The organism is Pseudomonas sp. GW821-FHT01C01 (genome assembly GCF_059422645.1).
Map to the genome: position 1 here is coordinate 117,814 of NZ_JBWKXF010000009.1, position 23,493 is coordinate 141,306.

At 61.3% G+C, this 23,493-nt stretch carries 27 protein-coding genes; 14 read left to right on the forward strand and 13 right to left on the reverse strand.

Annotated elements, in window-relative coordinates:
* Window positions 1-8: 8 nt before the first annotated feature.
* From phnG to phnP, 9 genes are read left to right on the forward strand one after another with little or no spacing between them, the layout of a single operon-like run.
* Entirely contained in the window at window positions 9-458 is a 450-nt protein-coding gene (gene phnG, locus AC07XF_RS09125) for a phosphonate C-P lyase system protein PhnG (RefSeq protein ID WP_495026228.1), read from the forward strand.
* Window positions 458-1,048: a phosphonate C-P lyase system protein PhnH gene (phnH, locus tag AC07XF_RS09130; RefSeq protein ID WP_495026229.1), complete on the forward strand. Its 591-nt coding sequence runs from the start codon at window positions 458-460 to the stop codon at window positions 1,046-1,048. The genes phnG and phnH overlap by 1 nt, the downstream gene beginning before the upstream one ends.
* On the forward strand, window positions 1,048-2,124 hold the full coding sequence (locus AC07XF_RS09135) for a carbon-phosphorus lyase complex subunit (RefSeq protein WP_495026230.1): 1,077 nt from the start codon (window positions 1,048-1,050) through the stop codon (window positions 2,122-2,124). The genes phnH and AC07XF_RS09135 overlap by 1 nt, the downstream gene beginning before the upstream one ends.
* Window positions 2,117-2,989: an alpha-D-ribose 1-methylphosphonate 5-phosphate C-P-lyase PhnJ gene (locus tag AC07XF_RS09140; RefSeq protein ID WP_495026231.1), complete on the forward strand. Its 873-nt coding sequence runs from the start codon at window positions 2,117-2,119 to the stop codon at window positions 2,987-2,989. The genes AC07XF_RS09135 and AC07XF_RS09140 overlap by 8 nt, the downstream gene beginning before the upstream one ends.
* On the forward strand, window positions 2,986-3,792 hold the full coding sequence (gene phnK / locus AC07XF_RS09145; protein ID WP_495026232.1) for a phosphonate C-P lyase system protein PhnK: 807 nt from the start codon (window positions 2,986-2,988) through the stop codon (window positions 3,790-3,792). The genes AC07XF_RS09140 and phnK overlap by 4 nt, the downstream gene beginning before the upstream one ends.
* Window positions 3,793-3,821: 29 nt before the next feature.
* Complete coding sequence (gene phnL / locus AC07XF_RS09150; protein ID WP_495026233.1) at window positions 3,822-4,541, forward strand: phosphonate C-P lyase system protein PhnL; 720 nt, start codon at window positions 3,822-3,824, stop codon at window positions 4,539-4,541.
* On the forward strand, window positions 4,531-5,676 hold the full coding sequence (locus AC07XF_RS09155) for an alpha-D-ribose 1-methylphosphonate 5-triphosphate diphosphatase (protein ID WP_495026234.1): 1,146 nt from the start codon (window positions 4,531-4,533) through the stop codon (window positions 5,674-5,676). Before phnL ends, AC07XF_RS09155 begins: the two co-directional genes overlap by 11 nt.
* Window positions 5,676-6,242 (forward strand): phosphonate metabolism protein/1,5-bisphosphokinase (PRPP-forming) PhnN, encoded by a 567-nt coding sequence (gene phnN, locus AC07XF_RS09160; protein ID WP_495026235.1) that lies wholly within the window; start codon window positions 5,676-5,678, stop codon window positions 6,240-6,242. Before AC07XF_RS09155 ends, phnN begins: the two co-directional genes overlap by 1 nt.
* On the forward strand, window positions 6,233-6,982 hold the full coding sequence (phnP, locus tag AC07XF_RS09165; RefSeq protein ID WP_495026236.1) for a phosphonate metabolism protein PhnP: 750 nt from the start codon (window positions 6,233-6,235) through the stop codon (window positions 6,980-6,982). The genes phnN and phnP overlap by 10 nt, the downstream gene beginning before the upstream one ends.
* Window positions 6,983-7,001: 19 nt before the next feature.
* On the opposite strand, the gene AC07XF_RS09170 is transcribed toward phnP, so the two are convergent.
* The 4 genes from AC07XF_RS09170 to AC07XF_RS09185 form a co-directional block, all read right to left on the reverse strand.
* The gene (locus AC07XF_RS09170; protein ID WP_495026237.1) at window positions 7,002-7,577 is read right to left on the reverse strand and encodes a VapC50 family PIN domain-containing toxin; all 576 of its coding nucleotides are present in this window, start codon (window positions 7,575-7,577) and stop codon (window positions 7,002-7,004) included.
* Window positions 7,574-8,041, reverse strand: coding sequence for a helix-turn-helix domain-containing protein (locus AC07XF_RS09175; protein WP_495026238.1), 468 nt, complete (start codon window positions 8,039-8,041; stop codon window positions 7,574-7,576). The genes AC07XF_RS09170 and AC07XF_RS09175 overlap by 4 nt, the downstream gene beginning before the upstream one ends.
* Before the next feature lie 82 nt (window positions 8,042-8,123).
* Window positions 8,124-9,011 (reverse strand): LysR family transcriptional regulator, encoded by an 888-nt coding sequence (locus AC07XF_RS09180; protein ID WP_495026239.1) that lies wholly within the window; start codon window positions 9,009-9,011, stop codon window positions 8,124-8,126.
* A 148-nt stretch (window positions 9,012-9,159) separates the two neighbouring features.
* Window positions 9,160-9,501 (reverse strand): SDR family oxidoreductase, encoded by a 342-nt coding sequence (locus AC07XF_RS09185; RefSeq protein ID WP_495026240.1) that lies wholly within the window; start codon window positions 9,499-9,501, stop codon window positions 9,160-9,162.
* 101 nt (window positions 9,502-9,602) lie between these two features.
* Here AC07XF_RS09185 and AC07XF_RS09190 point away from each other — a divergent pair, with 101 nt between their 5' ends.
* Window positions 9,603-9,815: a type II toxin-antitoxin system HicA family toxin gene (locus AC07XF_RS09190; protein WP_495026241.1), complete on the forward strand. Its 213-nt coding sequence runs from the start codon at window positions 9,603-9,605 to the stop codon at window positions 9,813-9,815.
* Window positions 9,815-10,219, forward strand: a complete 405-nt coding sequence (locus AC07XF_RS09195) for a type II toxin-antitoxin system HicB family antitoxin (RefSeq protein WP_007983297.1) — start codon at window positions 9,815-9,817, stop codon at window positions 10,217-10,219. Before AC07XF_RS09190 ends, AC07XF_RS09195 begins: the two co-directional genes overlap by 1 nt.
* A 76-nt stretch (window positions 10,220-10,295) precedes the next feature.
* Here the strand turns inward: AC07XF_RS09195 and AC07XF_RS09200 are convergent, their stop codons facing one another.
* The gene (locus tag AC07XF_RS09200) at window positions 10,296-11,501 is read right to left on the reverse strand and encodes an MFS transporter (protein ID WP_495026242.1); all 1,206 of its coding nucleotides are present in this window, start codon (window positions 11,499-11,501) and stop codon (window positions 10,296-10,298) included.
* A gap of 235 nt (window positions 11,502-11,736) precedes the next feature.
* Here AC07XF_RS09200 and AC07XF_RS09205 point away from each other — a divergent pair, with 235 nt between their 5' ends.
* Together AC07XF_RS09205 and AC07XF_RS09210 are read left to right on the forward strand one after the other, a co-directional pair.
* Window positions 11,737-12,366, forward strand: coding sequence for a hypothetical protein (locus AC07XF_RS09205; RefSeq protein WP_495026243.1), 630 nt, complete (start codon window positions 11,737-11,739; stop codon window positions 12,364-12,366).
* Window positions 12,367-12,476: 110 nt separating this feature from the next.
* Window positions 12,477-12,920, forward strand: coding sequence for a hypothetical protein (locus tag AC07XF_RS09210; protein WP_495026244.1), 444 nt, complete (start codon window positions 12,477-12,479; stop codon window positions 12,918-12,920).
* Between the two features lie 121 nt (window positions 12,921-13,041).
* On the opposite strand, the gene AC07XF_RS09215 is transcribed toward AC07XF_RS09210, so the two are convergent.
* The 8 genes from AC07XF_RS09215 to gcl all read right to left on the reverse strand — a co-directional run bounded on the left by AC07XF_RS09215 (window position 13,042) and on the right by gcl (window position 22,688).
* Window positions 13,042-14,037 carry a sulfate ABC transporter substrate-binding protein gene (locus AC07XF_RS09215; protein ID WP_495026245.1) on the reverse strand — a complete coding sequence of 332 codons (996 nt, stop codon included), beginning with the start codon at window positions 14,035-14,037 and terminating at the stop codon, window positions 13,042-13,044.
* A gap of 179 nt (window positions 14,038-14,216) precedes the next feature.
* A complete protein-coding gene (locus AC07XF_RS09220) occupies window positions 14,217-15,041 on the reverse strand; it encodes an ion transporter (RefSeq protein ID WP_495026246.1) in 825 nt (274 codons plus the stop codon).
* A gap of 21 nt (window positions 15,042-15,062) precedes the next feature.
* Entirely contained in the window at window positions 15,063-15,977 is a 915-nt protein-coding gene (locus tag AC07XF_RS09225; protein ID WP_495026247.1) for an urea transporter, read from the reverse strand.
* A 115-nt stretch (window positions 15,978-16,092) separates the two neighbouring features.
* A complete protein-coding gene (gene pyk, locus AC07XF_RS09230; RefSeq protein ID WP_495026248.1) occupies window positions 16,093-17,508 on the reverse strand; it encodes a pyruvate kinase in 1,416 nt (471 codons plus the stop codon).
* On the reverse strand, window positions 17,498-18,778 hold the full coding sequence (locus AC07XF_RS09235) for a glycerate kinase type-2 family protein (protein ID WP_495026249.1): 1,281 nt from the start codon (window positions 18,776-18,778) through the stop codon (window positions 17,498-17,500). Before AC07XF_RS09235 ends, pyk begins: the two co-directional genes overlap by 11 nt.
* A 177-nt stretch (window positions 18,779-18,955) precedes the next feature.
* Window positions 18,956-19,843: a 2-hydroxy-3-oxopropionate reductase gene (locus AC07XF_RS09240; protein WP_495026250.1), complete on the reverse strand. Its 888-nt coding sequence runs from the start codon at window positions 19,841-19,843 to the stop codon at window positions 18,956-18,958.
* A gap of 144 nt (window positions 19,844-19,987) precedes the next feature.
* Window positions 19,988-20,770: a hydroxypyruvate isomerase gene (gene hyi, locus AC07XF_RS09245; protein ID WP_495026251.1), complete on the reverse strand. Its 783-nt coding sequence runs from the start codon at window positions 20,768-20,770 to the stop codon at window positions 19,988-19,990.
* 142 nt (window positions 20,771-20,912) lie between these two features.
* Window positions 20,913-22,688, reverse strand: a complete 1,776-nt coding sequence (gene gcl / locus AC07XF_RS09250; RefSeq protein WP_104449878.1) for a glyoxylate carboligase — start codon at window positions 22,686-22,688, stop codon at window positions 20,913-20,915.
* Window positions 22,689-22,956: 268 nt separating this feature from the next.
* On the opposite strand from gcl, the gene AC07XF_RS09255 reads away from it, so the two are divergent.
* Window positions 22,957-23,397 carry a GlcG/HbpS family heme-binding protein gene (locus AC07XF_RS09255; RefSeq protein WP_007991780.1) on the forward strand — a complete coding sequence of 147 codons (441 nt, stop codon included), beginning with the start codon at window positions 22,957-22,959 and terminating at the stop codon, window positions 23,395-23,397.
* The last annotated feature ends 96 nt before the right edge of the window (window positions 23,398-23,493 follow it).

Consider the following 23,493-nt stretch of genomic DNA (forward strand, 5'->3'; position numbering starts at 1 on the left):
AGAACTCAATGCAAAACCCTGTTCCTCACACCGAGCGCCAGCACTGGATCGGTGTGCTGGCCTGCACCCGTCGCAGTGAATTGCAGCCCTTCGAAGCCGCTTTGCGCGACGTCGAATACCAACTGATTCGCGCCCCGGAAATCGGCATGACCCTGGTCCGTGGCCGCATGGGCGGCAACGGCGCGCCGTTCAACGTCGGCGAAATGAGCGTGACCCGTTGCGTGGTGCGCCTGGCCGATGGCCGTACCGGTTACAGCTACCTGGCGGGACGCGACAAGGTCCACGCCGAGCTCGCAGCTCTGGCCGATGCGCATTTGCAGGGCGCGCAACAGCGCCATTGGCTGGTGGAAATGATCACGCCGCTGGCAACCGCTCAGGCCGAACGCCGGGCGCAAAAAGAGGCGGAAACCGCCGCTACCAAAGTCGAATTCTTCACCCTCGTGCGAGGAGAAAACTGATGAGTGCGCAGCTGTTGCAACCGGCGTTCGCTGACCCGGTGCTGGATGCCCAACGCGGATTTCGTGCGGCGCTCAAGGCGCTGGCCGGCCCCGGTCTGATCCAGAGTCTGCACGCCACCCCGAGCCTCGAAGGGTTGGCGCCTGCGACCTATGCACTGTGCCTGGCCTTGCTGGATGTCGACACGCCGCTGTGGCTGGCACCGGCCTTCGACACACCGCTGATCCGCGCCAACCTGTCATTCCACTGTGGCTGCCCGCTGACCGCCCAGCGTGAAGACGCACGGTTTGCCTTGCTTGCCGCCGAGGATCTGCTCGATCTCAGTGGCTTCGAACATGGCAACGACCGTTACCCCGATCAGTCCTGCACCTTGCTGGTTCAACTGCCAGGACTCGACGGCGGGGCAGGGCTGATGTGGCGCGGGCCGGGAATCGAAACCGAACACGCTGTCGCGCTGCCGGTGGCCGATGGCTTCTGGCGCGAACGTGAACGCCGCAACGAATTCCCTCGTGGACTGGACCTGTTTTTCACCGCCGGCCATGACCTGATCGGTTTGCCGCGCAGCACCCGCATCACAGAGGAGCGCGCCTGATGTACGTAGCCGTCAAGGGTGGCGAACAGGCCATCGACAATGCCCACCACCTGCTGGCGAAAAAGCGCCGGGGCGATACTTCGGTCAAGGAATTGAGCGTCGAGCAGATCCGTCAGCAATTGCCATTGGCAGTCGCGCGGGTGATGAGCGAAGGCTCGCTGTACGACGAAGAACTGGCCGCGCTGGCCATCAAGCAGGCGGCGGGGGATCTGGTCGAGGCAATCTTCCTGCTGCGCGCCTACCGCACCACGTTGCCGCGCTTCAGCCCGAGCCTGCCGATCGATACCGCGAACATGCAGCTCAGCCGGCGTCTGTCCGCCACCTTCAAGGATGTGCCGGGCGGGCAACTGCTGGGGCCGACCTTCGATTACACCCATCGCCTGCTGGACTTTGCGCTGCTGGCCGAAGGCGAATACCCGGGGCCGCAAGCCACGCCGAATGCCAGCCTTGAACCGTGTCCGCGTGTCCTCGGGTTGCTGGCGCAGGAAGGCTTGATCAAGACCGAATCCGACAACGGCGATAGCGTGGCGGACATCACCCGCGATCCGCTGGAATTGCCGGCCAGCCGCGCTCAGCGCCTGCAAGCGTTGGCCCGTGGTGACGAAGGTTTCCTGTTGGCGCTGGGTTATTCGACCCAGCGTGGTTATGGCCGCAACCACCCGTTCGCCGGGGAAATCCGCATCGGCGAAGTCGAGGTCTGGATCGACCCTGAAGAGCTGGGTTTCCCAATCAACCTGGGCAGCATCGAAGTCACCGAGTGCGAGATGGTCAACCAGTTTGTCGGTTCGGCCACGGAGCTTGCGCAGTTCACCCGCGGCTACGGTCTGGCCTTCGGGCACGCCGAGCGCAAGGCCATGGGCATGGCGCTGGTCGACCGCGCCTTGCGCGCCGACGAATACAACGAAGAGATCGTGTCCCCGGCGCAGCAGGAAGAATTCGTGCTGATGCACTGCGACAACGTCGAGGCCGCAGGCTTCGTCTCGCACCTGAAGTTACCTCACTACGTGGACTTCCAGGCCGAACTGGAACTGATCCGCAAACTGCGCAAACCTGCCGAGGGCAAAAACCATGAATGACCTGAGCCCGGCGCCGGCCCGCGACACGGCGTACAACTTCGCCTACCTCGATGAGCAGACCAAACGCATGATCCGCCGTGCCTTGCTCAAGGCGGTGGCGATCCCCGGTTATCAGGTGCCGTTCGGTGGTCGCGAAATGCCGTTGCCTTATGGCTGGGGCACCGGCGGCATGCAATTGACCGCCGCGATTCTCGGTGCAGATGACGTGCTCAAAGTCATCGACCAGGGCGCGGACGACACCACCAACGCGGTGTCGATCCGCCGCTTTTTCGCCCGCACCGCAGGCGTCACGACCACCGAAAGTACGCCAGACGCGACGGTGATCCAGACCCGTCACCGCATCCCGGAAACCCCGCTGCATGCCGACCAGATCATGGTCTATCAGGTGCCGATCCCCGAGCCGCTGCGCTTTATCGAACCGTCGGAAACCGAGACCCGGACCATGCACGCCCTAAACGATTACGGGGTCATGCACGTCAAGCTCTACGAAGACATCGCCACCTTTGGCCACATCGCCACGGCCTACGCCTACCCGGTGATGGTCGACGAGCGCTATGTGATGGACCCGTCGCCGATCCCGAAATTCGACAACCCGAAACTCGACATGAGCCCGGCGCTGATGCTGTTCGGTGCCGGCCGCGAGAAGCGTCTGTACGCGGTGCCGCCGTACACCCGCGTGACCAGTCTGGATTTCGAGGATCACCCTTTCGAAGCGCAACAGTGGGAAGAGTGCTGCGCCATTTGCGGCAGTCGCGAATCGTTCCTCGACGAGTTGATCCTCGACGACGCCGGCACCCAGAGCTTCGTCTGTTCCGACACCTATTACTGCGCCCAGCGCGTCAGCCAGCAGGAGCAGGGCCAATGAACCAGGCGCTGAAAAACCAACTGCCCGTGTCCACCGAGCCCTTGCTGCGAGTGCGCGACCTGTCACTGTTGTACGGCCCGGAGAAGGGGTGCCAGGACGTCAGCTTCGACTTGTATCCCGGTGAAGTGCTGGGGATTGTCGGTGAGTCCGGCTCGGGCAAGTCCACGTTGCTCTCGCTGCTCAGCGGGCGCCTGCCGCCTCAGCGCGGCAACATTGGTTACCGCGACCAACAGGGTCAGTGGCTGGACCTCTACAGTGCCAGCGAAGCCGAGCGCCGCACCTTGCTGCGCACCGAATGGGGTTTCGTCGAGCAGAACCCGCGGGACGGTTTGCGCATGGGCGTGTCCGCCGGGGCCAACATCGGCGAGCGCTTGATGGCCCAGGGCGTGCGCAACTACCAGCAACTGCGCGGGGCCGGTCTCGACTGGCTGAGCCAGGTGGAAATCGATCCGCAGCGCATCGACGACTTGCCCCGGACCTTCTCCGGCGGCATGCAACAGCGCCTGCAAATCGCCCGCAATCTGGTGTCGAGTCCGCGCCTGGTGTTCATGGACGAGCCGACCGGTGGCCTCGACGTTTCGGTGCAAGCGCGCTTGCTCGATCTGCTGCGCGGACTGGTGCGGGAACTGGACCTGGCGGTGGTAATCGTCACCCACGACCTGGCGGTAGCGCGATTGCTGGCCGACCGCTTGATGGTGATGCGCCGTTCGCGGGTGGTGGAAACCGGGCTGACCGATCAGATCCTCGATGATCCGCAGCACCCTTACTCGCAACTGCTGGTGTCTTCGGTGTTGCAGCCGTGAAGACCCGTTCAATAGTGGAAAACCCTGCGATGAATACCTTGATCGAGGTCCGTGACCTCTCGAAAACCTTCACGTTGCATCAGCAGAACGGCGTGGTCCTCAACGTGTTGCGCGGAGTGGATTTCAGTGTGGCGGCCGGTGAATGCCTGGTCCTGCACGGCCAGTCCGGCGCCGGTAAAAGCACCTTGCTGCGCACTTTGTATGGCAACTACCTGCCGGCGGGCGGCAGCATCCGCGTGCAGCACGACGGCCAATGGCGGGAGCTGGTCGGCGCCGAGCCCCGGGACATCCTGCAAGTACGCCAGCGCACCCTGGGTTATGTCAGTCAGTTCCTGCGAGTGATTCCGCGTGTGGCGTGCCTGGACGTGGTGATGGAGCCGGCCCTGGCCCGTGGCTGGGCGAAAGAGCAGGCACAAGCGCGCGCCGAATCGTTGCTCAGTCGCCTGAACATTCCGCAACGCCTCTGGCAACTGGCGCCCGGCACCTTCTCCGGTGGCGAACAGCAGCGAGTCAACATCGCCCGCGGCTTCATGGTGGCGTGGCCGGTGATGTTGCTCGATGAGCCCACGGCCTCTCTCGACGACAGCAACCGTCAGGTGGTGCTGGAGCTGATAAACGAAGCCAGGAACGCCGGTGCCGCGCTGATCGGCATCTTTCACGACCGCATCGCCCGCGAAGCGGTTGCCAACCGCCATCTCGACATGACTCCAGCCGCTGTGACTGAAAAGGAATACGCCGATGTCCGTTGAACAGATCCTCAGCAATGCCCAACTGGTCACCGCTGACCGGGTGTTCTACGGCACCGTGGTGATGCGCGACGGCTTGATCGCCGAGGTCGCCGAAGGCCCGAGCCGCTTGCCCCAGGCCCTGGACCTCAATGGCGACTACCTGTTGCCGGGGCTTGTGGAGTTGCACACCGACAACCTGGAACGCCACATGACCCCGCGTCCCGGCGTGGACTGGCCGTCGGTGCCGGCGGTGCTCAGCCACGATGCGCAAATCATCGCGGCCGGCATCACCACGGTGTTCGACGCAGTGTCCATCGGCGACGTGAATCCCAAGGGCAATCGCATGCAGAAACTGCCGGCGATGCTCGATGCCATCTCCAAAGCCTCGGACGCCGGGTTGACCCGCGCCGAACACCACCTGCACTTGCGTTGCGAACTGTGCCACCCGGACACCCTGAGCGTGTTCCGCGATCTGGTGGAGAACCCGCTGGTGCAGCTGGTGTCGGTCATGGACCATTCGCCGGGCCAGCGCCAGTTCGTGCTGGAATCCAAGTACCGTGAGTACTACATGGGCAAGTACCACCTGACCACCACGCAGATGGATGAATTCATCACGCTGCAAATGGCCAACTCGCGCACGTACAGCGACCGCTACCGCGCGGCGATCGTCGAGCACTGCCTGGCCCTTGGCCTGTCAGTGGCCAGCCATGACGACGCGACCCTGGCCCACGTCGAGGAGTCGGCGCGCTACGGCATGACCATCGCCGAGTTCCCGACCACCGCCGAGGCCGCGCGCGGTTGTCGGGAGCACGGCATGAATGTGTTGATGGGCGCACCGAACATCGTGCGTGGCGGGTCGCACTCGGGTAACGTGGCTGCCGCAGATCTGGCCGCCGAAGGTTTGCTGGATATTCTGTCCAGCGACTACTACCCGGCGAGCCTGCTGCAATCGGCGTTCGCGCTGGCGGCGCAGAGTGAGCGGATCGGTCTGGCCGAAGCGGTGCGCATGGTCAGCCTGAATCCGGCCCGGGCTGCCGGGCTGCACGATCGTGGCGAGATTGCACCGGGCCTGCGGGCTGATCTGCTGCAAGCGCGCAGTCAGGACGGTCTGCCGGTGGTCCAGCAAGTATGGCGGCAAGCGAAGAGGGTGTTTTGATGTCAGGCAGGTTGATCTATCTCATCGGGCCTTCAGGTTCGGGCAAGGACAGCCTGCTGGATGCTGCGCGAACGCGGTTGGCCGAACGCGGCTGCCGTATCGTGCGGCGGGTCATTACCCGCTCGGCCGAAGCCGTGGGCGAAGCGGCGCTGGGCGTCAGTGCGCAACAATTTGCCGATATGGAAGCTCAAGGGGCATTCGCCTTGAGCTGGCACGCCAATGGGTTGTCCTATGGCATCCCGCGGGAAATCGACGACTGGCTGGCCGCCGGGCAGGACGTGCTGGTCAACGGTTCGCGGGGGCATTTGCAGAACACGCGCCTGCGTTATCCGACGGCATTGGTGCTGTTGCTGACCGTGGATCAAGCGGTATTGCGCCAACGACTGCTGGAGCGCGGTCGAGAATCGTTGATCGAGATCGATCAACGCTTGGCGCGCAATGCCCGATTCAACGAGCAACTGCTGGCCGACGACCCGGCCGTGCACCTGCTCGACAACTCCGGGCCACTGGAGTTTACGGTCGAACGCCTGCTGGCCTGCATTGACGAGCAAGCCCCATGCGCCTGACGTTGCTGGGCACCGGTGATGCGCGGCAAGTGCCGGTTTATGGCTGCGAATGTGTGGCTTGCGTTGCCGCGCGCACCGATGAGCGCTTGCGGCGTCGACCGTGCAGCGCGCTGATCGAGTGCGGTGATCAGCGCTGGTTGATCGACAGCGGTTTGCCTGACCTGTGCGAACGTTTCCCGCCACGCAGTTTCAACGGCATTTTCCAGACCCACTACCACGCCGATCATGCCCAGGGCCTGTTGCATTTGCGCTGGGGTCAGGGCCTGGTGATTCCGGTCCACGGTCCCGTAGACCCGGAAGGCCTGGCGGACCTCTACAAACACCCCGGCATTCTCGATTTCAGCCAACCGTTCGACGGATTCGAAACCCGGCAGTTCGGTGCACTCGGTGTCACCGCGTTGCCACTGCAACACTCGAAACCGACCCTCGGTTACTTGCTGGAAGGAGAAGGGCGGCGAATCGCCTACCTGACCGACACCGTAGGCCTGCCGCCAGACACTTTGAGCTGGCTGCGCCGTGAACCACTGGACTTGCTGGTGCTGGATTGCTCCCTGCCGCCGCAACCCCAGGCTCCGCGCAATCACAACGACCTGAACCTGGCCTTGCAGAGCATTGACCAGTTGCAGCCGAAATCGGCGGTGTTGACCCATGTCGGGCACACCCTTGATGCGTGGTTGATAGAGCATCGTGGTGAGTTACCGGCGAATATCAGGGTCGGGTTTGATGGGGGTGTGTTGTAGCGATCGGGCGTGGTGATTTTCAAAGCATTGCCCGGAAGCTGTTCAAGGCCTTGACCGACTGAACCAGGCCTTGGCGTAACAAGAGATCGAGATAAGTGTCAGTGTTCATCGGTGGTGCCTTTAGTTGCTTGCGCTGTCGTTGCGCCGCGGCGACCACTGCTGCCGGATCCAGGTCGAACAGGTTATCGACGAACTCGTCGGGGTGCTGGGCCTCGAGGCCATAAGGTTGCAGCGCGGTGCGAGGGAAGTCTTTCTGGTTGAAGGTGACAATGACGCTGGCGTTGCAACGAATGGCCGCCGCCAGGACATGTCGGTCATCCGCATCGGGCAGCGTCAGTCCTTGTATCAACGCTTCGTACCCCGACACGCAGGCGTCGGGAATCGCCAGGTCCATCAGCTCGCCGGTGCGATTCAATTGCGCGGCGTTGAGATCCGGGCGGTTTTTCAGCAGATTGCGTTTCCATTCATCGTGTATTGCCACTGACCATTTCGCCCGGAAAAGCCCGGAGAGTGCGAGCCACATCAGAAAGTCTCTCAAGGGCGCGGGGTAAAGAACACAAGCGTCATATACAGCAGTAAATGAAGAATGCCTCACTCGTATCCTGTCCTTAACGCCTGTGCCTGCTCGGCGAGAAGCATCATTGCCTGCTCGCTGGTGGTGTCGCGTCGGTTTTTATAGTCCATCAAATCGGCAAAGCGCACACGTCGGTGCTTGCCGGTTTTGTGGTAGGACAACTCGCCGGATTCCAGCAGTTTGATCAGGTGCGGGCGTGAGACATTGAGCAAGTCTGCCGCTTCCTGCGTGGTCAGTTCAGCGTGTACCGGGACCACCTTGACCGCATTCCCTGCCGCAAGCTCTGCCAGGATGTCGACCAGCAACCTGAGTGCCGAGGTCGGCAACTCTACGTTATGCGCTTCGTTCTGTTCATCAAAGATCTGGATGCGCTGGGTTTCGAATTGAGTAGCGAGATAGGCTGCCAGCGCGCGCTGGCTCTCGATAGCGGCCTGTACTTCGCGTTCTGCGGGTAAGTTGATCGCTGGATGAATAACGGTCGACATGGCGGTTTCCAGTATTCTGAATAATCGATGCTGGCAGGCTATTCGAATTAATCGAAAATCGCAATAAACGAAACCGACGGTTTCAGACCGCTTTTGTCAACAACCCCTGCACATACTCCACAAACGCCCGAGCCTTGGCGCTGGCCATTCTTCCGGTGGGGAACACCGCCCACAGATCCAGGTTCGGCAATGTCCAGTCCTTCATTGCTTCGCGGACTGAACCGTCGGCCAGTTCCGGCGCGAACATCCATTGCGACGCCATGGTCAGCCCTTGATGCGCCAGCACGGCTTCACGCAAGCCTTCGGCGGCGTTGACGCGGATCCGGCCGTTGATGATCACCGATTGCTCCTCGCCGGCCTTGTCGAACTGCCAACTGGTGCCGCCGCCGAGGGTATAGACGATTGCCTGATGCTTGCACAGGTCGGCGGGGCAGGCGGGCTCGCCGTGTTTTGCGAAGTACGCCGGCGTGCCCAGCACCATGCGCCGGCATTCGGCGATCTTGCGGGCGGTCAGGCCCGAGTCGCTCAGCTCGCCCATGCGCAGGGCGATATCGACGCCTTCTTCCACCAGATTGACGTTGCGATCATCGAGCATCAGGTCGATGTTCAACTCCGGATTTTGCTCAAGGAAGGGTCCCAGGTGCGGAACGATGTGCAGCCGGCCGAAGGTGACCGCCGCACAGATACGCAGATTGCCACTCAGCCCGCTGGCGGAGCCCCGTGCAGCGTTATCGGCCTCGTCGGCTTCTTCGATGGCGCGCTTGGCCCGTTCGAAAAAGGCCAGCCCGGCTTCGGTGGGTGTCAGGCCCCGGGTCGAGCGCAGCAATAGCCGCACCGCCAACCGCGATTCGAGTTGCGCGATGGTTTTCGACACGGCCGGCTGACCGATGTTCAGGCGCCGGGCCGCGGCGGAAAACGAACCGGTTTCTACCACGTAGATGAAGGTTTCCATTGCGCCGAGGCGGTCCATTGAAGGTCCTTACGAGATCTGGAAATTACAGGTAACCCAATGTGGGAGCGGGCTTGCTCGCGAAAGCGGTGTTTCCGTCGACATCGATGTTGAATGTCAGTCCGCATTCGCGAGCAAGCCCGCTCCCACATTTGTTAGGGGGCGTTAATCAGAACGCGGCTTTACCCACCGAAGCACCGCCATCGACAAACAGTGTCTGCCCGGTGATGAACCCGCTCTGCTCCGACAACAGAAATGTAATTGCCGAGGCGATTTCCTGTGGCTGCCCCAGGCGACCCATCGGCACGCTGGCCAGAAACCGAGCGTCACCTTTGCTGGCGTCGGTGATGAGAAAGGTACGTCGGGTCATGGCAACTCCTTGTGAGGGCAACGGGTCAGCCGCGGATCGCATCCAGCATCGCTTCAGGCTCTGGGCGCTGAGTGTAATCGGGGTTGACCTCGGCGTAACGCGCAGGCATTGGCAAATGTTCGGGGCGGAACATCTTTTCATCACACTCTGTAAAACAACCGAACGTCGCACTTCGGGTTTTTGTGCTTGAGTAAAGATAACTCTAGGGTTATTTTTGTTTTTGCCAAGCAAGGAGGCTGGTGGTGCAAAGCAGGCTATTGATCAAGGAGTTGGTGGAAGCGGGCTGGACCCTGGACCGGGTCACTGGCAGTCATCACATCTTCACGCACCGTTACAACCCGTACACCATTCCCGTCCCTCATCCAAAAAAGGACTTACCGATCGGGACGGTCAAGAGCATCAGGCGGCGAGCCGGGTTGTACTGCCCGCCAGCCAGTTACGCAGGAGATCCATAATGCAATATCCAATCTGTATCGAATGGGGCGATGAGAACACCGCCATCGGTATCCAGATCCCCGATATTCCAGGTGCGGTGACCGCCGGGGATACCTTTGAAGAGGCTTACAACGCAGCTGTCGAAATTGCCCACATCATGCTGCAGGAGATGGCGGCAGACGGCGACACGATTCCGATGCCGACTTCGGCGGCATTGCACCGCGGGAATCCGGAATTCGCCGATATGGGCTGGGGCATGCTGGAACTGGACATCTCGCCGTACATGGGCAAGACCGAGAAGGTCAATGTCACGTTGCCCGGCTATGTGATCCAGCGCATTGACCGCTATGTGCGTGAACACAATGTCAAAAGCCGCTCCTCCTTTCTGGCGGATGCGGCGATGGAGAAACTGGTTCGGCAATGAGTGGTGCCAAACACATCGCAAGCAAGTTCGATCCGGCAGGGCCAATGGAAAACCTGCTCGCGATGCTTTCGAGGCCTTATGCCGTCGCCAGCGAAGCCTTCGGCGAAGCACTCAAGAACCGCAACAACGCCAGCAACGGAAACGCGCTGCCGACCATCACGATCCACAACCAGCCGCCGTGTTCGTACACCGCGCTGGCTACCGAAGAGCCGAATGCGCCGCCGATGAAAATGCTGGTCATGTACAGCGCATTCAGGCGGCTGCGGCTTTTGCCGTCGAGGGCGTAGACCGAACGTTGGCCGAGGACCATGTTCATCTGCACGCAGAAATCGAGTACCACGCCGGTCACGGCCAGGCCGATGACGCTGTAGGCCGGATGGATGAACGCCGGCAGAAAACTCAGGCTGGCGAACAGCAGGGCCAGCAATGACGCGATGCGGGTGTGACCGGCATCGGCCAGGCGTCCGGCGATGGGGGCGGCAATGGCGCCGATGGCCCCCACCAGCGCGAAAATCGCGATCTCGCTTTGCGACAAACCGTGATTGCGCGCCAGTTCCAGCGGCACGGCGGTCCAGAACAGGCTGAAGGTGGCAAACATGCAACCCTGGTAAAACGCACGCTGGCGCAGGACCGGTTGTGTGCGCAACAGCGTCCACAGCGAGCCCAGCAACTGCCCATAGGATGCGTTGTGATCAGGCTCACGCTTGGGAATGGTTACTGCCAGCACGATGCTGATGGCCGCCATCAACACCGCGGCAATCACAAACATCGCCCGCCAGCCGAAGTGGTCGGCCACCACACTGGACACCGGCCGGGCCAGCAGAATGCCGAGCAACAAACCGCCCATGATCCCGCCCACCACACGGCCACGGGTTTCTTCCGGCGCCAGGTGCGCGGCCAATGGAATCAGGATCTGCACCGAGACCGAACTGAACCCCACCAACAGCGAAATCAGCAAAAACACGTTCGGCTGATCGGTGAACGCCGCACCCAGCAGGCTAATAATCGCCACCAGGGTGGTGGTGATCATCAAGCGGCGGTTCTCCAGCAAATCCCCCAGCGGCACGAGGAAAAACAACCCCAGTGCATAGCCGATCTGGGTCAGGGAAACGATCAGGCTGGCCATGGTGTTGGTCAGGCCAATGTCCGGGGCGATCAGGCCGATGATCGGCTGGGCGTAGTAGATGTTGGCGACAATGGCGCCGCAGCAGAAGGCGAACAGCAGCACCATGCCTCGGGTCATTGTCGCGGTGCCGTGGGGCACCTGGGTCGCTGGGTTCATAACGGGTCTCGCTGTACGGAAAGGAATGCGCGCAGGCTAATGGGCTGACTGAAACGGCGGAAGCGGGATTGGAGTGATAGCTATCATTCCATTGCGGAATGACTGACGGACGCGTGTGTCGTCCGCCGAATGGCCTTGCGTCAAAAGATCGAAGGTCAATGATACATTCACTTACATCTTGTTCGATAGCGTGCTTATGTTCTCTCGCCACGTCTCACAACCAGAGGGCCACTCCATGAATGTGAAGTTTCGTCAGCTGATTCGCTGGGTTTCAGTCGTCACCTTAATCAGCGTATTCAACGCTGGCCTGGCCCAGGCCGAGGATGCGCCGGGCACGCGCATCGGTGTGCGCGGCGAGATCACCGGCGTCAGTCCGGACGTTCTGAAAGTCCATGCCAACAGCGGCGAAAACGTGGTGATCAATCTGACCAAGGACACCAAGGTCCGCGCCGTGACCCTGGCCAATATCGACGACATCAAACCCGGCAGCTACATCGGCTCTGCGGCTATTCCTCAGGAGGATGGCACCCTCAAGGCCCTGGAGGTCCACGTTTTCCCTCCGGAGCTGGCCGGCAGTGGCGACGGTCATCGGCCGTTTGATCTGGTCAAGGGCAGCAGCATGACCAACGGCAGCGTCGGCGACCTGGTAGTGAGCAATGGCCGGGTGCTGACCGTCAACTACAAGGGCGGTCAACAGAAGATTCTGGTGCCCGAAGACGTGCCGATCGTCAACCTGATGCCGGCCGATCGCAGCCTGTTGAAAGTGGGCGTGAAGATCGTGACTTTCGTGACGCAGAGCGCTGATGGCACGCTCACGGCCCAATCCATTTCGGCGGGCAAGGATGGCGTGACGCCGCCGATGTAGCGACGTCCTGCGCCTCGACCGACCATCCGAAGAAACGCCTGTATTTCCCTGGCAGCTAGAATTTACAGGGGGGATCACTTCAACGCGTCCTTACAAGCGGGAGTATCACGATGAAAATCGTATCTTCGCTGGCGTTAGTGGTAGCGGTCGGTTGGATCTCTGGGTGCTCGACAGTGCCTGACAGTCAGGTCACCAGTGTTCCCCTGAATGCTACATCCATTAATCCCGGGAATATTGCCCGGTTGGTCATGATGCCCAGTGATAACGCAACAACATTCTGGGTTGAGGTCAGCGGCGAGAGCATGGGCAGCACGTTGCCGGGTCGGTTGACGGCCTACATCTATCCGGGAAGCTGTGGGAACCTGGGTTCGAAACCAGCCTATGACATGAACGACGGTCCAAATGCACGGTTCTATTCGCAAGCGTCTAACCAGCGCTTCTGGAAAAGCGCACCGGTCGCCGTCGAGACCCTTCGAGCCGGCGGCTATGCCTTGGTGGTGCGTGAAAGCCCGGCCGATGGCCATCAGGCTATTTTCTGCGGCAACCTGAGCTGAAACATACACGGAACACTGTAGGAGCGAGCCTGCTCGCGATGGAGTCACGGTCAACGCGTTTATTCAGAAAAAACGCATTATCGTTGACGTCCATCGCGAGCAAGCTCGCTCCTACAGGTGTTTATTGCGCATAGATCTGGTCGAAAACGCCGCCATCATTGAAGTGGGTCTTCTGCACGGTGCGCCAGTCACCGAAGGTCTTCTCGACCGACAGGAAGTCCACTTTCGGGAAACGGTCGGTGTATTTGGCCAGTACGGCCGGGTCACGCGGGCGCAGGTAGTTTGCCGCAGCAATCTCCTGACCTTCCGGCGACCACAGGTATTTCAGGTATTCCTCGGCCGCCGCACGGGTGCCTTTCTTGTCGACGTTTTTGTCGACCACCGACACCGGTGGCTCGGCTTCGGCGGAGACGCTTGGGTAGATGACTTGGAACTGGTCGCGGCCGAACTCGCGGGCGATCATTTCCGCTTCGTTCTCGAAGGTCACCAGCACGTCGCCGATCTGGTTGGTCATGAAGGTGGTGGTGGCGGCACGGCCACCGGTGTCGAGTACTGGCGCTTGTTTGAACAGTTTGCCGACGAAGTCTTTGGCCTTGTTTTCGTCGCCGCCGTTTTTCAGCACGTAACCCCAGGCCGAGAGGTAGGTGTAGCGACCATTACCGGAAGTTTTCGGGTTGGGGACGATAACCTGAACGCCATCCTTGAGCAGGTCCGGCCAGTCTTTCAGGGCTTTCGGGTTGCCCTTGCGTACGATGAACACGGTGGCCGAAGTGAACGGCGCGCTGTTGTTCGGCAGGCGCGTGACCCAGTTGTCCGGGACCAGTTTGCCGTTGTCGGCCAAAGCGTTGATGTCGGTGGCCATGTTCATGGTGATCACGTCAGCCGGCAGGCCGTCGATGACCGAGCGCGCCTGTTTGCTGGAACCACCAAAGGACATTTGCAGGGTGATGTTTTCGTTGTGTTCGGCCTGCCAGTGTTTCTGGAACGCAGTGTTGTAGTCCTTGTAGAAATCGCGCATCACGTCGTAGGAAACGTTGAGCAGGGTCGGTGCGGCATGAGCCACGCTGGTCAGTGCCAGGCCAGCGGCCAGAAGAGAGGCGCCAAAGAGTTTTTTCACTGCGAATTCCCTGTTCTATGTAGGAGCTGCCGCAGGCTGCGATCTTTTGATCTTCTGTTTCTAAAAGCAAGATCAAAAGATCGCAGCCTGCGGCAGCTCCTACAGGTTATTTGTTGGTTTCAAAGCACGCGACTATAGCCGGGCTCGTTTAGTCCTTTAAAGATTAAAAAGCTCTTTGCTTATTCCAGTTTTTTGAACAACGCATTGCCACAACGGGAACAGAACGACGCTTCCTGTTCGTGGCTGTTTTTCGCGCACACCGGGCAATCGTGCTGTAACTGACCACCGCGCATGGCGGTGGCCAGTTCGGCGGTGAAGATCCCGGTGGGCACGGCAATGATCGAGTAACCGGTGATCATCACCATCGACGAGATGACCTGGCCAAGGGCAGTCTTGGGCACGATGTCGCCATAACCGACGGTGGTCAGGGTGACGATCGCCCAGTAGATGCCCTTGGGAATGCTGGTGAAGCCATGTTGCGGGCCTTCGACCACGTACATCAACGTGCCGAACACGATGACCAGAGTGCAGACGCTGAGCAGGAACACGAGGATTTTCTGCTTGCTGCCGCGCAAGGCATCGAGCAGGTAATGGGCTTGTTTGAGGTAGGGACCGAGCTTGAGCACGCGAAAGATCCGCAGCATCCGGATGATCCGAATGATCAGCAGGTACTGGGCATCGCTGTAGTACAGCGCGAGGATGCCGGGCACGATGGCCAGCAGATCCACCAGCCCATAGAAACTGAACGCGTAGTGCAGCGGTTTGGGCGAGCAGTACAGGCGCAGGATGTACTCGCCGAGGAAAATGATCGTGAAGCCCCACTCGATGTACGCCAGCAGGCTGGCGTAGTTCTGGTGGACGTCATCGATGCTGTCGAGAATCACCACCACCAGGCTGGCGAGGATGATAAGCAACAGGGTGGTGTCGAAACGTCGCCCGGCAACGGTGTCGGTCTGGAAAATAATCACGTACAGGCGATTACGCCACGTGTCGTTGCTGTTCATGCACATCGCCTTGGCCGCAAATCAGGGCAGCCTAGGTTGATTCTCCCCGGGAGCGCAAGGCGCGCTTTCGACGGTGGCTTTGCCAAGCATTTGCACGGCGCTGCGGATCAGCCAGCAGGCAAGAATGAACGGCGCGGTCAGCGTGGCCAGACCGATGGCGGAAAAGACCGGCGTCAGCAGCAGCGCCAGGCCAATGCCAACCAGTGGCAGCCACGGTTGGCGACGCTGAGAGTTGAAGGCGAGGGCGGCGAGTACGGCGTTATAGCCACCAAGGCCGAGCAATGCGCTGTAGAAGTCGTGGTGCAGCAGGCTCCAGCCCATGCCCGCGACAGACGCCAACAACGCCCAGCAGAATGCGCGGCGATCAGCGATCAGCAAACCGGCGGCAATCATCGCACCGGCCAGCGGATGACCGAGGAACATCACCTGGCCAACGCCTTTGAGTGGTGCGGCGAGCATGTTCAGCGTGTTGATTTCAATCAAATGCGCCTCTGTCGAAGGCGTGGCGAAGCACAGCAGCAACCAGCTCAGCCCCACAAAGGGGGCGGTGTAGGCGGGCAGGCATTGGCTGACGCGGGCACGTTTGAGCCACTGTTGAGTGATCATCGCGCTCAGGCCACCGGCGGCCAGAATCAGTGGCGGCATCATCGCCGACCAGGGGAAATACAGGCTCAGCAACAGTCCGAGCAGGACGCCGTTGTAGCTGTACAACCCGGCCTGGCGATCAGTCTTGGCATAGTTGCGGCGTTGCGCGGTGAGCAGCCCGGCGACACCGCCGAGCAATGCGCCGCCGAGCAAGGCGGGCGCAGTGAATAAAATGGCCAGGAGGCACAGCAGGCCGCACAGCGGATTGCGCTGGAGGAAGATCTGGCTGAAGCCGTTGAGCAATGCTTCGGCCCAGTCGGGGCAGTGGGTGTTGAAATGGTTGGCAGGCATGGCAGTTCTGAAAGTCAATGAAACCGGGTTGCCTGCATCGCTGGCAAGCCAGCTCCTACAGAAATACGCTGTCCCTGTAGGAGCCGGCTTGCCGGCGATGAGGCCGGTATGGGCGCTAGATCAATGTCTCGATACGCAGAGAGTTAGTCGATCCCGGCTGCCCAAACGGCACACCGGCGGTGATCAATAACGTGTCGCCACGCTGCGCCATGCCTTGGGCCTGGGCGATCTCCAGTGCCGTCGAGCAGACTTCATCGACCTGTCGCAGGCGGTCATTGACCACAGAGTGCACGCCCCACGCCACACTCAGGCGACGGGCGGTTTGCAGGTTCGGTGTCAGGTTGAGGATCGGCACCGTCGGTCGCTCCCGCGCTGCACGCAAGCTCGACGCGCCGGACTCGCTGTAATTCACCAGCACCGCCACCGGCAGCACGTTGCTGATGCGGCGAATGGCGCAGCTGATCGCGTCGGAAACGGTGGCCTCGGCTTTCGGCCGGCTGACGTCGAGTTGAGTCTGATAGTCCGGACCGTTTTCCACCTGGCGGATGATCTTGCTCATCATCTGCACGGCTTCGAGCGGGTATTCGCCGGACGCGGTTTCCGCCGACAGCATCACCGCGTCCGCACCTTCGGCCACCGCGTTGGCGACATCGGTGACTTCGGCGCGGGTTGGCGCCGGTGAGAAACGCATCGATTCCAGCATTTGCGTGGCCACCACCACCGGTTTGCCGAGCTGGCGGCAGGTGCTGATGATGTTCTTTTGAATCTGCGGCACGCTTTCAGCCGGCACTTCCACACCCAGGTCACCCCGGGCGACCATGATCGCGTCGCTCAGTTCGGCGATTTCGCGCAGTTGTTCAACGGCCGAGGGTTTCTCGATCTTGGCCATCAGGAAGGCCTTGTCGCCGATCAGGCTGCGGGCTTCGCGGATGTCGTCCGGACGTTGCACGAACGACAGCGCCACCCAATCCACACCCAGCTCCAGACCGAAGGTCAAGTCGCGGCGATCCTTGGCGGTCAGCGGGCTCAGGTCGAGCACCGCTTGCGGCACGTTCACGCCTTTGCGGTCCGACAGTTCGCCGCCATTGAGCACGGTGGTGTCGATGGCATCGGCGTACTTGGTCACGACCCGCAGACGCAACTTGCCGTCGTCCAGCAGCAGGTCCATGCCCGGCTCCAGGGCCGCGATGATTTCCGGGTGCGGCAGGTTGACCCGGCGCTCATCGCCCGGCGTGGCATCGAGGTCCAGGCGCAAGGCCTGGCCGCGCACCAGTTGCACCTTGCCTTCGGCGAACTTGCCGACGCGCAGTTTCGGGCCTTGCAGGTCCATCAGAATGCCCAACGGATAATTCAGCTGGCGCTCGACTTCACGAATCCACTGAAAACGCTGGGCGTGGTCGGCGTGATCGCCATGGCTGAAGTTCAGGCGGAAGATATTGACCCCGGCCAGCACCAGTTCACGGATGTCGTCGATCCCTTCGATGGCCGGGCCGAGCGTGGCGAGGATTTTGACCTTTTTGTCAGGCGTCATGTTGAGTGCTCTCGAGGATCAGGATGGCGCGGAAGTCGTTGACGTTGGTGCGGGTCGGCTCGGTAACGATCAGGGCGTCGAGTGCCTCGAAATAGCCGTAGCCATTGTTGTTGTCCAACTCGTCGCTGGCGCTCAGGCCCATTGCTGCGGCGCGGGCGTAGCTGTCCGGGGTCATGATCGCGCCGGCGTTGTCTTCGGAACCGTCGATGCCATCGGTGTCACCGGCCAGCGCGTAGACGCCGGGCAGGCCCTTGAGGCTGTCGGTCAGGCTCAGCAGGAACTCGGCATTGCGCCCGCCACGACCGTTGCCGCGCACGGTGACGGTGGTTTCGCCGCCCGAGAGAATCACGCAGGGCGCCGCCAACGGCTGACCGTGCAGGACGATTTGTCGCGCGATGCCGGCGTGGACTTTCGCCACCTCGCGGGATTCGCCTTCCAGGTCACCGAGGATCAGCGGACTGAACCCGGCCTGACGGCATTTCACCGCCGCCGCTTCCAGCGATTGTTGCGGACGGGCGATCAATTGGAAGTGACTGCGGGCCAGGCTCGGGTCGCCGGGTTTGACGGTTTCCGATTCAGGGCTTTGCAGCCAGTTGCGCACCGAGGCCGGAACCTCGATGGCGTAGCGTTTGAGGATCGCCAGGGCTTCGGCCGAGGTACTCGGGTCGGCCACGGTAGGGCCGGAAGCGATGACCGTGGCGAGGTCGCCCGGTACATCGGAAATCGCGTAGGTGTAAACCGTGGCAGGCCAGCAGGCTTTGCCCAGGCGGCCGCCCTTGATCGCCGAGAGGTGCTTGCGCACGCAGTTCATCTCGCCGATGGTGGCGCCAGACTTGAGCAGGGCTTTGTTGATCGACTGCTTGTCGGCCAGGGTGATGCCTTCGGCCGGCAGTGCCAGCAGGGCAGAGCCACCGCCGGAGAGCAGGAAGATCACGCGGTCGTTTTCGTTGAGGTCGCTGACCAGTTCCAGCACGCGCTTGGCCACGGCCAGGCCGGCGGCGTCCGGCACTGGATGCGCGGCTTCGACCACTTCGATTTTTTCGCAAGGGGCGCCGTGACCGTAACGGGTCACCACCAGGCCGGAGACTTCGCCCTGCCAGCAGCGCTCGACCACCTGGGCCATGGCGGCTGCGGCTTTGCCGGCGCCGATGACGATCACGCGACCGCTGCGGTCGGCAGGCAGATGGGCTTCGAGGACTTGTTGCGGATGCGCCGCGTCGATGGCTGTGGCAAACAGCTCGCGCAGCAATTGTTGCGGATCGACCGACATGGCGGGCTCCCGGAATTCTTGTTATTGGGGGTGGCATTGGAATCGTGGTGCATGGATCGCTGGCAAGCCAGCTCCTACAGGGTTTGACCTGCCTCTGTAGGAGCTGGCTTGCCAGCGATCCAGACGCCTCGGTGCTTCAGATACACCGAGGCGATTTTGTCGCGAGCAAGCTTGCTCCTACTTGCGAATCGAGAAGTTCGCCATGTGTTCCAGACCCTTGATCAGCGCCGAGTGGTCCCAGTTGCTGCCACCGATGGCCGCGCAGGTGCTGAACACTTGTTGGGTGTTGGCGGTGTTCGGCAGGTTGATGTTCAGCTCCTTGGCGCCTTGCAGGGCCAGGTTCAGGTCCTTCTGGTGCAGGCTGATGCGGAAGCCTGGATCGAAGGTGCCTTTGATCATGCGCTCGCCGTGCACTTCGAGGATCTTCGACGAAGCGAAACCGCCCATCAGCGCTTCACGTACCTTGGCCGGATCGGCACCGTTTTTCGAAGCGAACAGCAGGGCTTCGGCCACGGCCTGAATGTTCAGGGCCACGATGATCTGGTTGGCCACTTTGGCGGTTTGACCGTCGCCGTTGCCACCGACCAGGGTGATGTTCTTGCCCATGGCCTGGAACAGCGGCAGGGCGCGTTCGAAGGCGTCGGCATCGCCGCCGACCATGATGCTCAGGCTCGCAGCCTTGGCGCCGACTTCACCACCGGATACCGGGGCGTCGAGGTATTGCGCGCCTTTTTCGTTGATCCTGGCCGCGAAAGCCTTGGTGGCGGTCGGCGAGATCGAACTCATGTCGATCACCACTTTGTCTTTGCCAACACCGGCAGCAACGCCGTCGGCGCGGAACAGTACGTCATCGACCTGCGGGGTATCCGGCACCATGACGATGATGAATTCAGCTTCCTGGGCGACTTCTTTCGGGGTCGCCAGGGCGATGGCGCCAGCGGCGACCAGGTCGGCAGGAGCAGGGTCGTGGTGCGCCGACAGGAACAGGCTGTGACCGGCTTTTTGCAGGTTCGCCGCCATTGGGTGGCCCATGATGCCGGTGCCGATAAATCCGATTTTAGCCATGAGAAAATCCTCTTGTTTTTGTCTTGCCCAAGCAAATAGGGGAATGCTTTTGTAGGAGCCGGCTTGCCGGCGAAGGCGGTTGGATGACTAGCGCAAGGCTTGAAGGCGCCTTCGCTGGCAAGCCAGCTCCTACAGGGGTTTGCGTCAGATTGCGTTATGGGTTTTCAACCAGCCCAGGCCTGCTTCAGTGGTGGTCAGCGGCTTGTATTCGCAACCGACCCAGCCCTGATAACCGATGCGGTCCAGGTGTTCGAACAGGAAGCGGTAGTTGATTTCACCGGTGCCTGGTTCGTTGCGCCCCGGGTTGTCCGCGAGCTGCACATGGTTGATCTCGCCCAGGTGCGATTGCAGGGTGCGGGCCAGGTCGCCTTCCATGATTTGCATGTGGTAGATGTCGTATTGCAGGAACAGGTTGGCACTGCCGACCTGCTCGCGAATCGACAGGGCTTGCGCCGTGTTGTTCAGGTAGAAGCCCGGGATGTCACGGGTGTTGATCGCTTCCATCACCAGTTTGATACCCGCCGCTTGCAGCTTGTCGGCCGCGTACTTGAGGTTGGCGACGAAGGTTTTCTCCACGGTGGCATCGTCAAAGCCCTGCGGACGAATACCGGCCAGGCAGTTGACCTGGGTGTTGCCCAGCACTTGCGCGTAAGCGATGGCCAGATCGACACCGGCACGGAACTCCTCAACCCGATCCGGCAGGCACGCGATACCGCGCTCGCCCTTGGCCCAGTCACCGGCCGGCAGGTTGAACAGCACTTGAGTCAGACCGTTGGTGTCGAGCTGGGCCTTGATTTCGGCGGAGCTGAAGTCGTACGGGAACAGGTATTCGACACCACTGAAGCCGGCCTTGGCGGCCGCTTCGAAGCGGGCGAGAAAGTCCTGTTCGGTGAACAGCATGGACAGGTTGGCTGCGAAACGCGGCATGGTGGTCTCCCGTAAAAATATGGGCCTGTAGCAGCTGCCGAGGCACGAGGCTGCGTTGGGCTGCGAAGCGGCCCCCCGATGGCGGTCCTGCGGACACGCAACGCAGCCTCGTACCTCGGCAGCTGCTACAAGTGTCAGGTTCTTAATCGAGCAACGAAATCGCAGTCGGTGCGTCGTCGCCGACCAGCGCCAGGTCTTCGAATTCGTTGACGGCGTTGATCTCGGTGCCCATGGAAATGTTGGTCACGCGCTCCAGGATAATCTCGACGATCACTGGAACCTTGAACTCTTCGATCAGCTCCTGGGCCTTGCGCAGGGCAGGCTGGATCTGAGCCGGTTCGAATACGCGCAGTGCCTTGCAGCCGAGGCCTTCCGCCACCGCGACGTGGTCCACACCGTAGCCGTTGAGTTCCGGCGCGTTCAGGTTGTCGAAGGACAGCTGCACGCAGTAGTCCATGTCGAAACCGCGCTGCGCCTGACGGATCAGACCCAGGTACGAGTTGTTCACCACGACGTGGATGTACGGCAGCTTGAACTGCGCGCCCACCGCCAATTCCTCGATCATGAACTGGAAGTCATAGTCCCCCGACAGGGCCACGACTTTACGGTTCGGATCAGCCTTGACCACGCCCAGCGCTGCCGGAATGGTCCAGCCCAGAGGACCTGCCTGACCGCAGTTGATCCAGTGGCGCGGCTTGTAGACGTGCAGGAACTGCGCGCCGGCAATCTGCGACAGACCGATGGTGCTGACGTAGCAGGTGTCTTTGCCGAACACCTGGTTCATCTCTTCGTAAACGCGTTGCGGCTTGACCGGCACGTTGTCGAAGTGAGTCTTGCGCTGCAGGCTGGCTTTACGCTGCTGGCAGTCTTGCAGCCAGGCGCTGCGGTTTTTCAGCTTGCCGGCGGCTTGCCACTCGCGAGCGACTTCGATGAACACGGTCAACGCGGCAGCGGCGTCGGACACGATGCCCAGGTCCGGGGTGAACACGCGGCCGATCTGAGTGCCTTCGATGTCGACGTGAATGAACTTGCGGCCTTCGGTGTAGACATCAACCGATCCGGTGTGACGGTTGGCCCAACGGTTACCGATGCCGAGCACCACGTCGGATTTCAACATCGTGGCGTTGCCGTAGCGGTGCGAGGTCTGCAGACCGACCATGCCCACCATCAGTGGGTGATCGTCCGGGATGGTGCCCCAGCCCATCAGGGTCGGGATAACCGGAATACCGGTCAGCTCGGCGAACTCCACCAACAGATCGCTGGCGTCGGCATTGATGATGCCGCCACCGGCCACCAGCAATGGGCGTTCAGCCTGATCCAGCAAGGCCAAAGCCTTCTCGACTTGAACGCGGCTGGCGCTCGGCTTGGCCAGCGGCAGTGGCTGGTAAGCGTCGATGTCGAATTCGATTTCCGCCATTTGAACGTCGAACGGCAGGTCGATCAGCACCGGGCCTGGACGGCCGGAGCGCATTTCATAGAAAGCTTTCTGGAACGCGTAAGGCACCTGGCCTGGTTCCAGAACAGTGGTCGCCCACTTGGTGACTGGCTTGACGATGCTGGTGATGTCGACAGCCTGGAAGTCTTCCTTGTGCATACGGGCGCGGGGTGCCTGGCCGGTAATGCAGAGGATTGGAATCGAGTCGGCCGAGGCGCTGTAGAGCCCGGTGACCATGTCGGTACCGGCAGGGCCGGAAGTCCCGATGCACACGCCGATGTTGCCGGCCTTGGTGCGGGTGTAGCCCTCGGCCATGTGCGAGGCGCCTTCAACGTGGCGAGCGAGTACGTGATCGATGCCGCCGACCTTTTGCAGGGCGGAGTACAGCGGGTTGATGGCGGCACCCGGGATGCCAAAAGCGGTATCGACCCCTTCACGGCGCATCACCAGAACGGCGGCTTCGATTGCTCTCATTTTGCTCATGGTTTTGTGCCTCTTTACGTTTTGTAATTGTATACAAGTGGCTTTGCGCAGAGTGTATTCACGGCGGACGGCGCAGGTCAATCCATTTTCTCAAGCGCTCGTTTCATTCGTCGGAAGCCAGATCTACTGTGGCTTTTCGTCGCATGTGGCGCTTTTCGATAATTATTGTATACAAAAAAATAATTCATTGTGTTCTATTTGTTGCATCGGGCTGCGGCACAACGGCGCAGCCCAACGGCTTTCCGAAAAACAAAATGAGGACGGCACCATGAGCGCTTTAACCTTGAAAGTCGCAGTCAACCTGGTCAACGAGGCCATCACCGCCGGGCGCGCAATCGCCGCGGCACCCTTGACCATCGCAGTACTGGATGCCGGCGGGCATCTGATCACCCTGCAACGCGAAGACGGCGCCAGCCTGCTGCGCCCGCACGTCGCCATCGGCAAAGCCTGGGGCGCCATTGCCCTGGGCAAGGGGTCACGCCTGCTGGCACTGGACGCCCAGCAACGGCCGGCGTTTATCGCCGCATTGAACAGCCTGGGGCAGGGCAGCGTCGTGCCGGCACCGGGTGGTGTGCTGATTCGGGATCAGGACGGCAACGTGCTGGGGGCGGTGGGGATCAGCGGCGATCTGTCGGATGTTGATGAGCAGTGCGCGATCACTGCGATTGAGGCGTTGGGGTTGGTGGCGGATGCGGGGGTAGCGGCTTGATCTGCGCTGACTGAACTACCGCTTTCGCGAGCAAGCCCGCTCCCACAGGGGGCTGTGGTTGGGCACAAAGTGTGTGCACACCGCAAATCCCTTGTG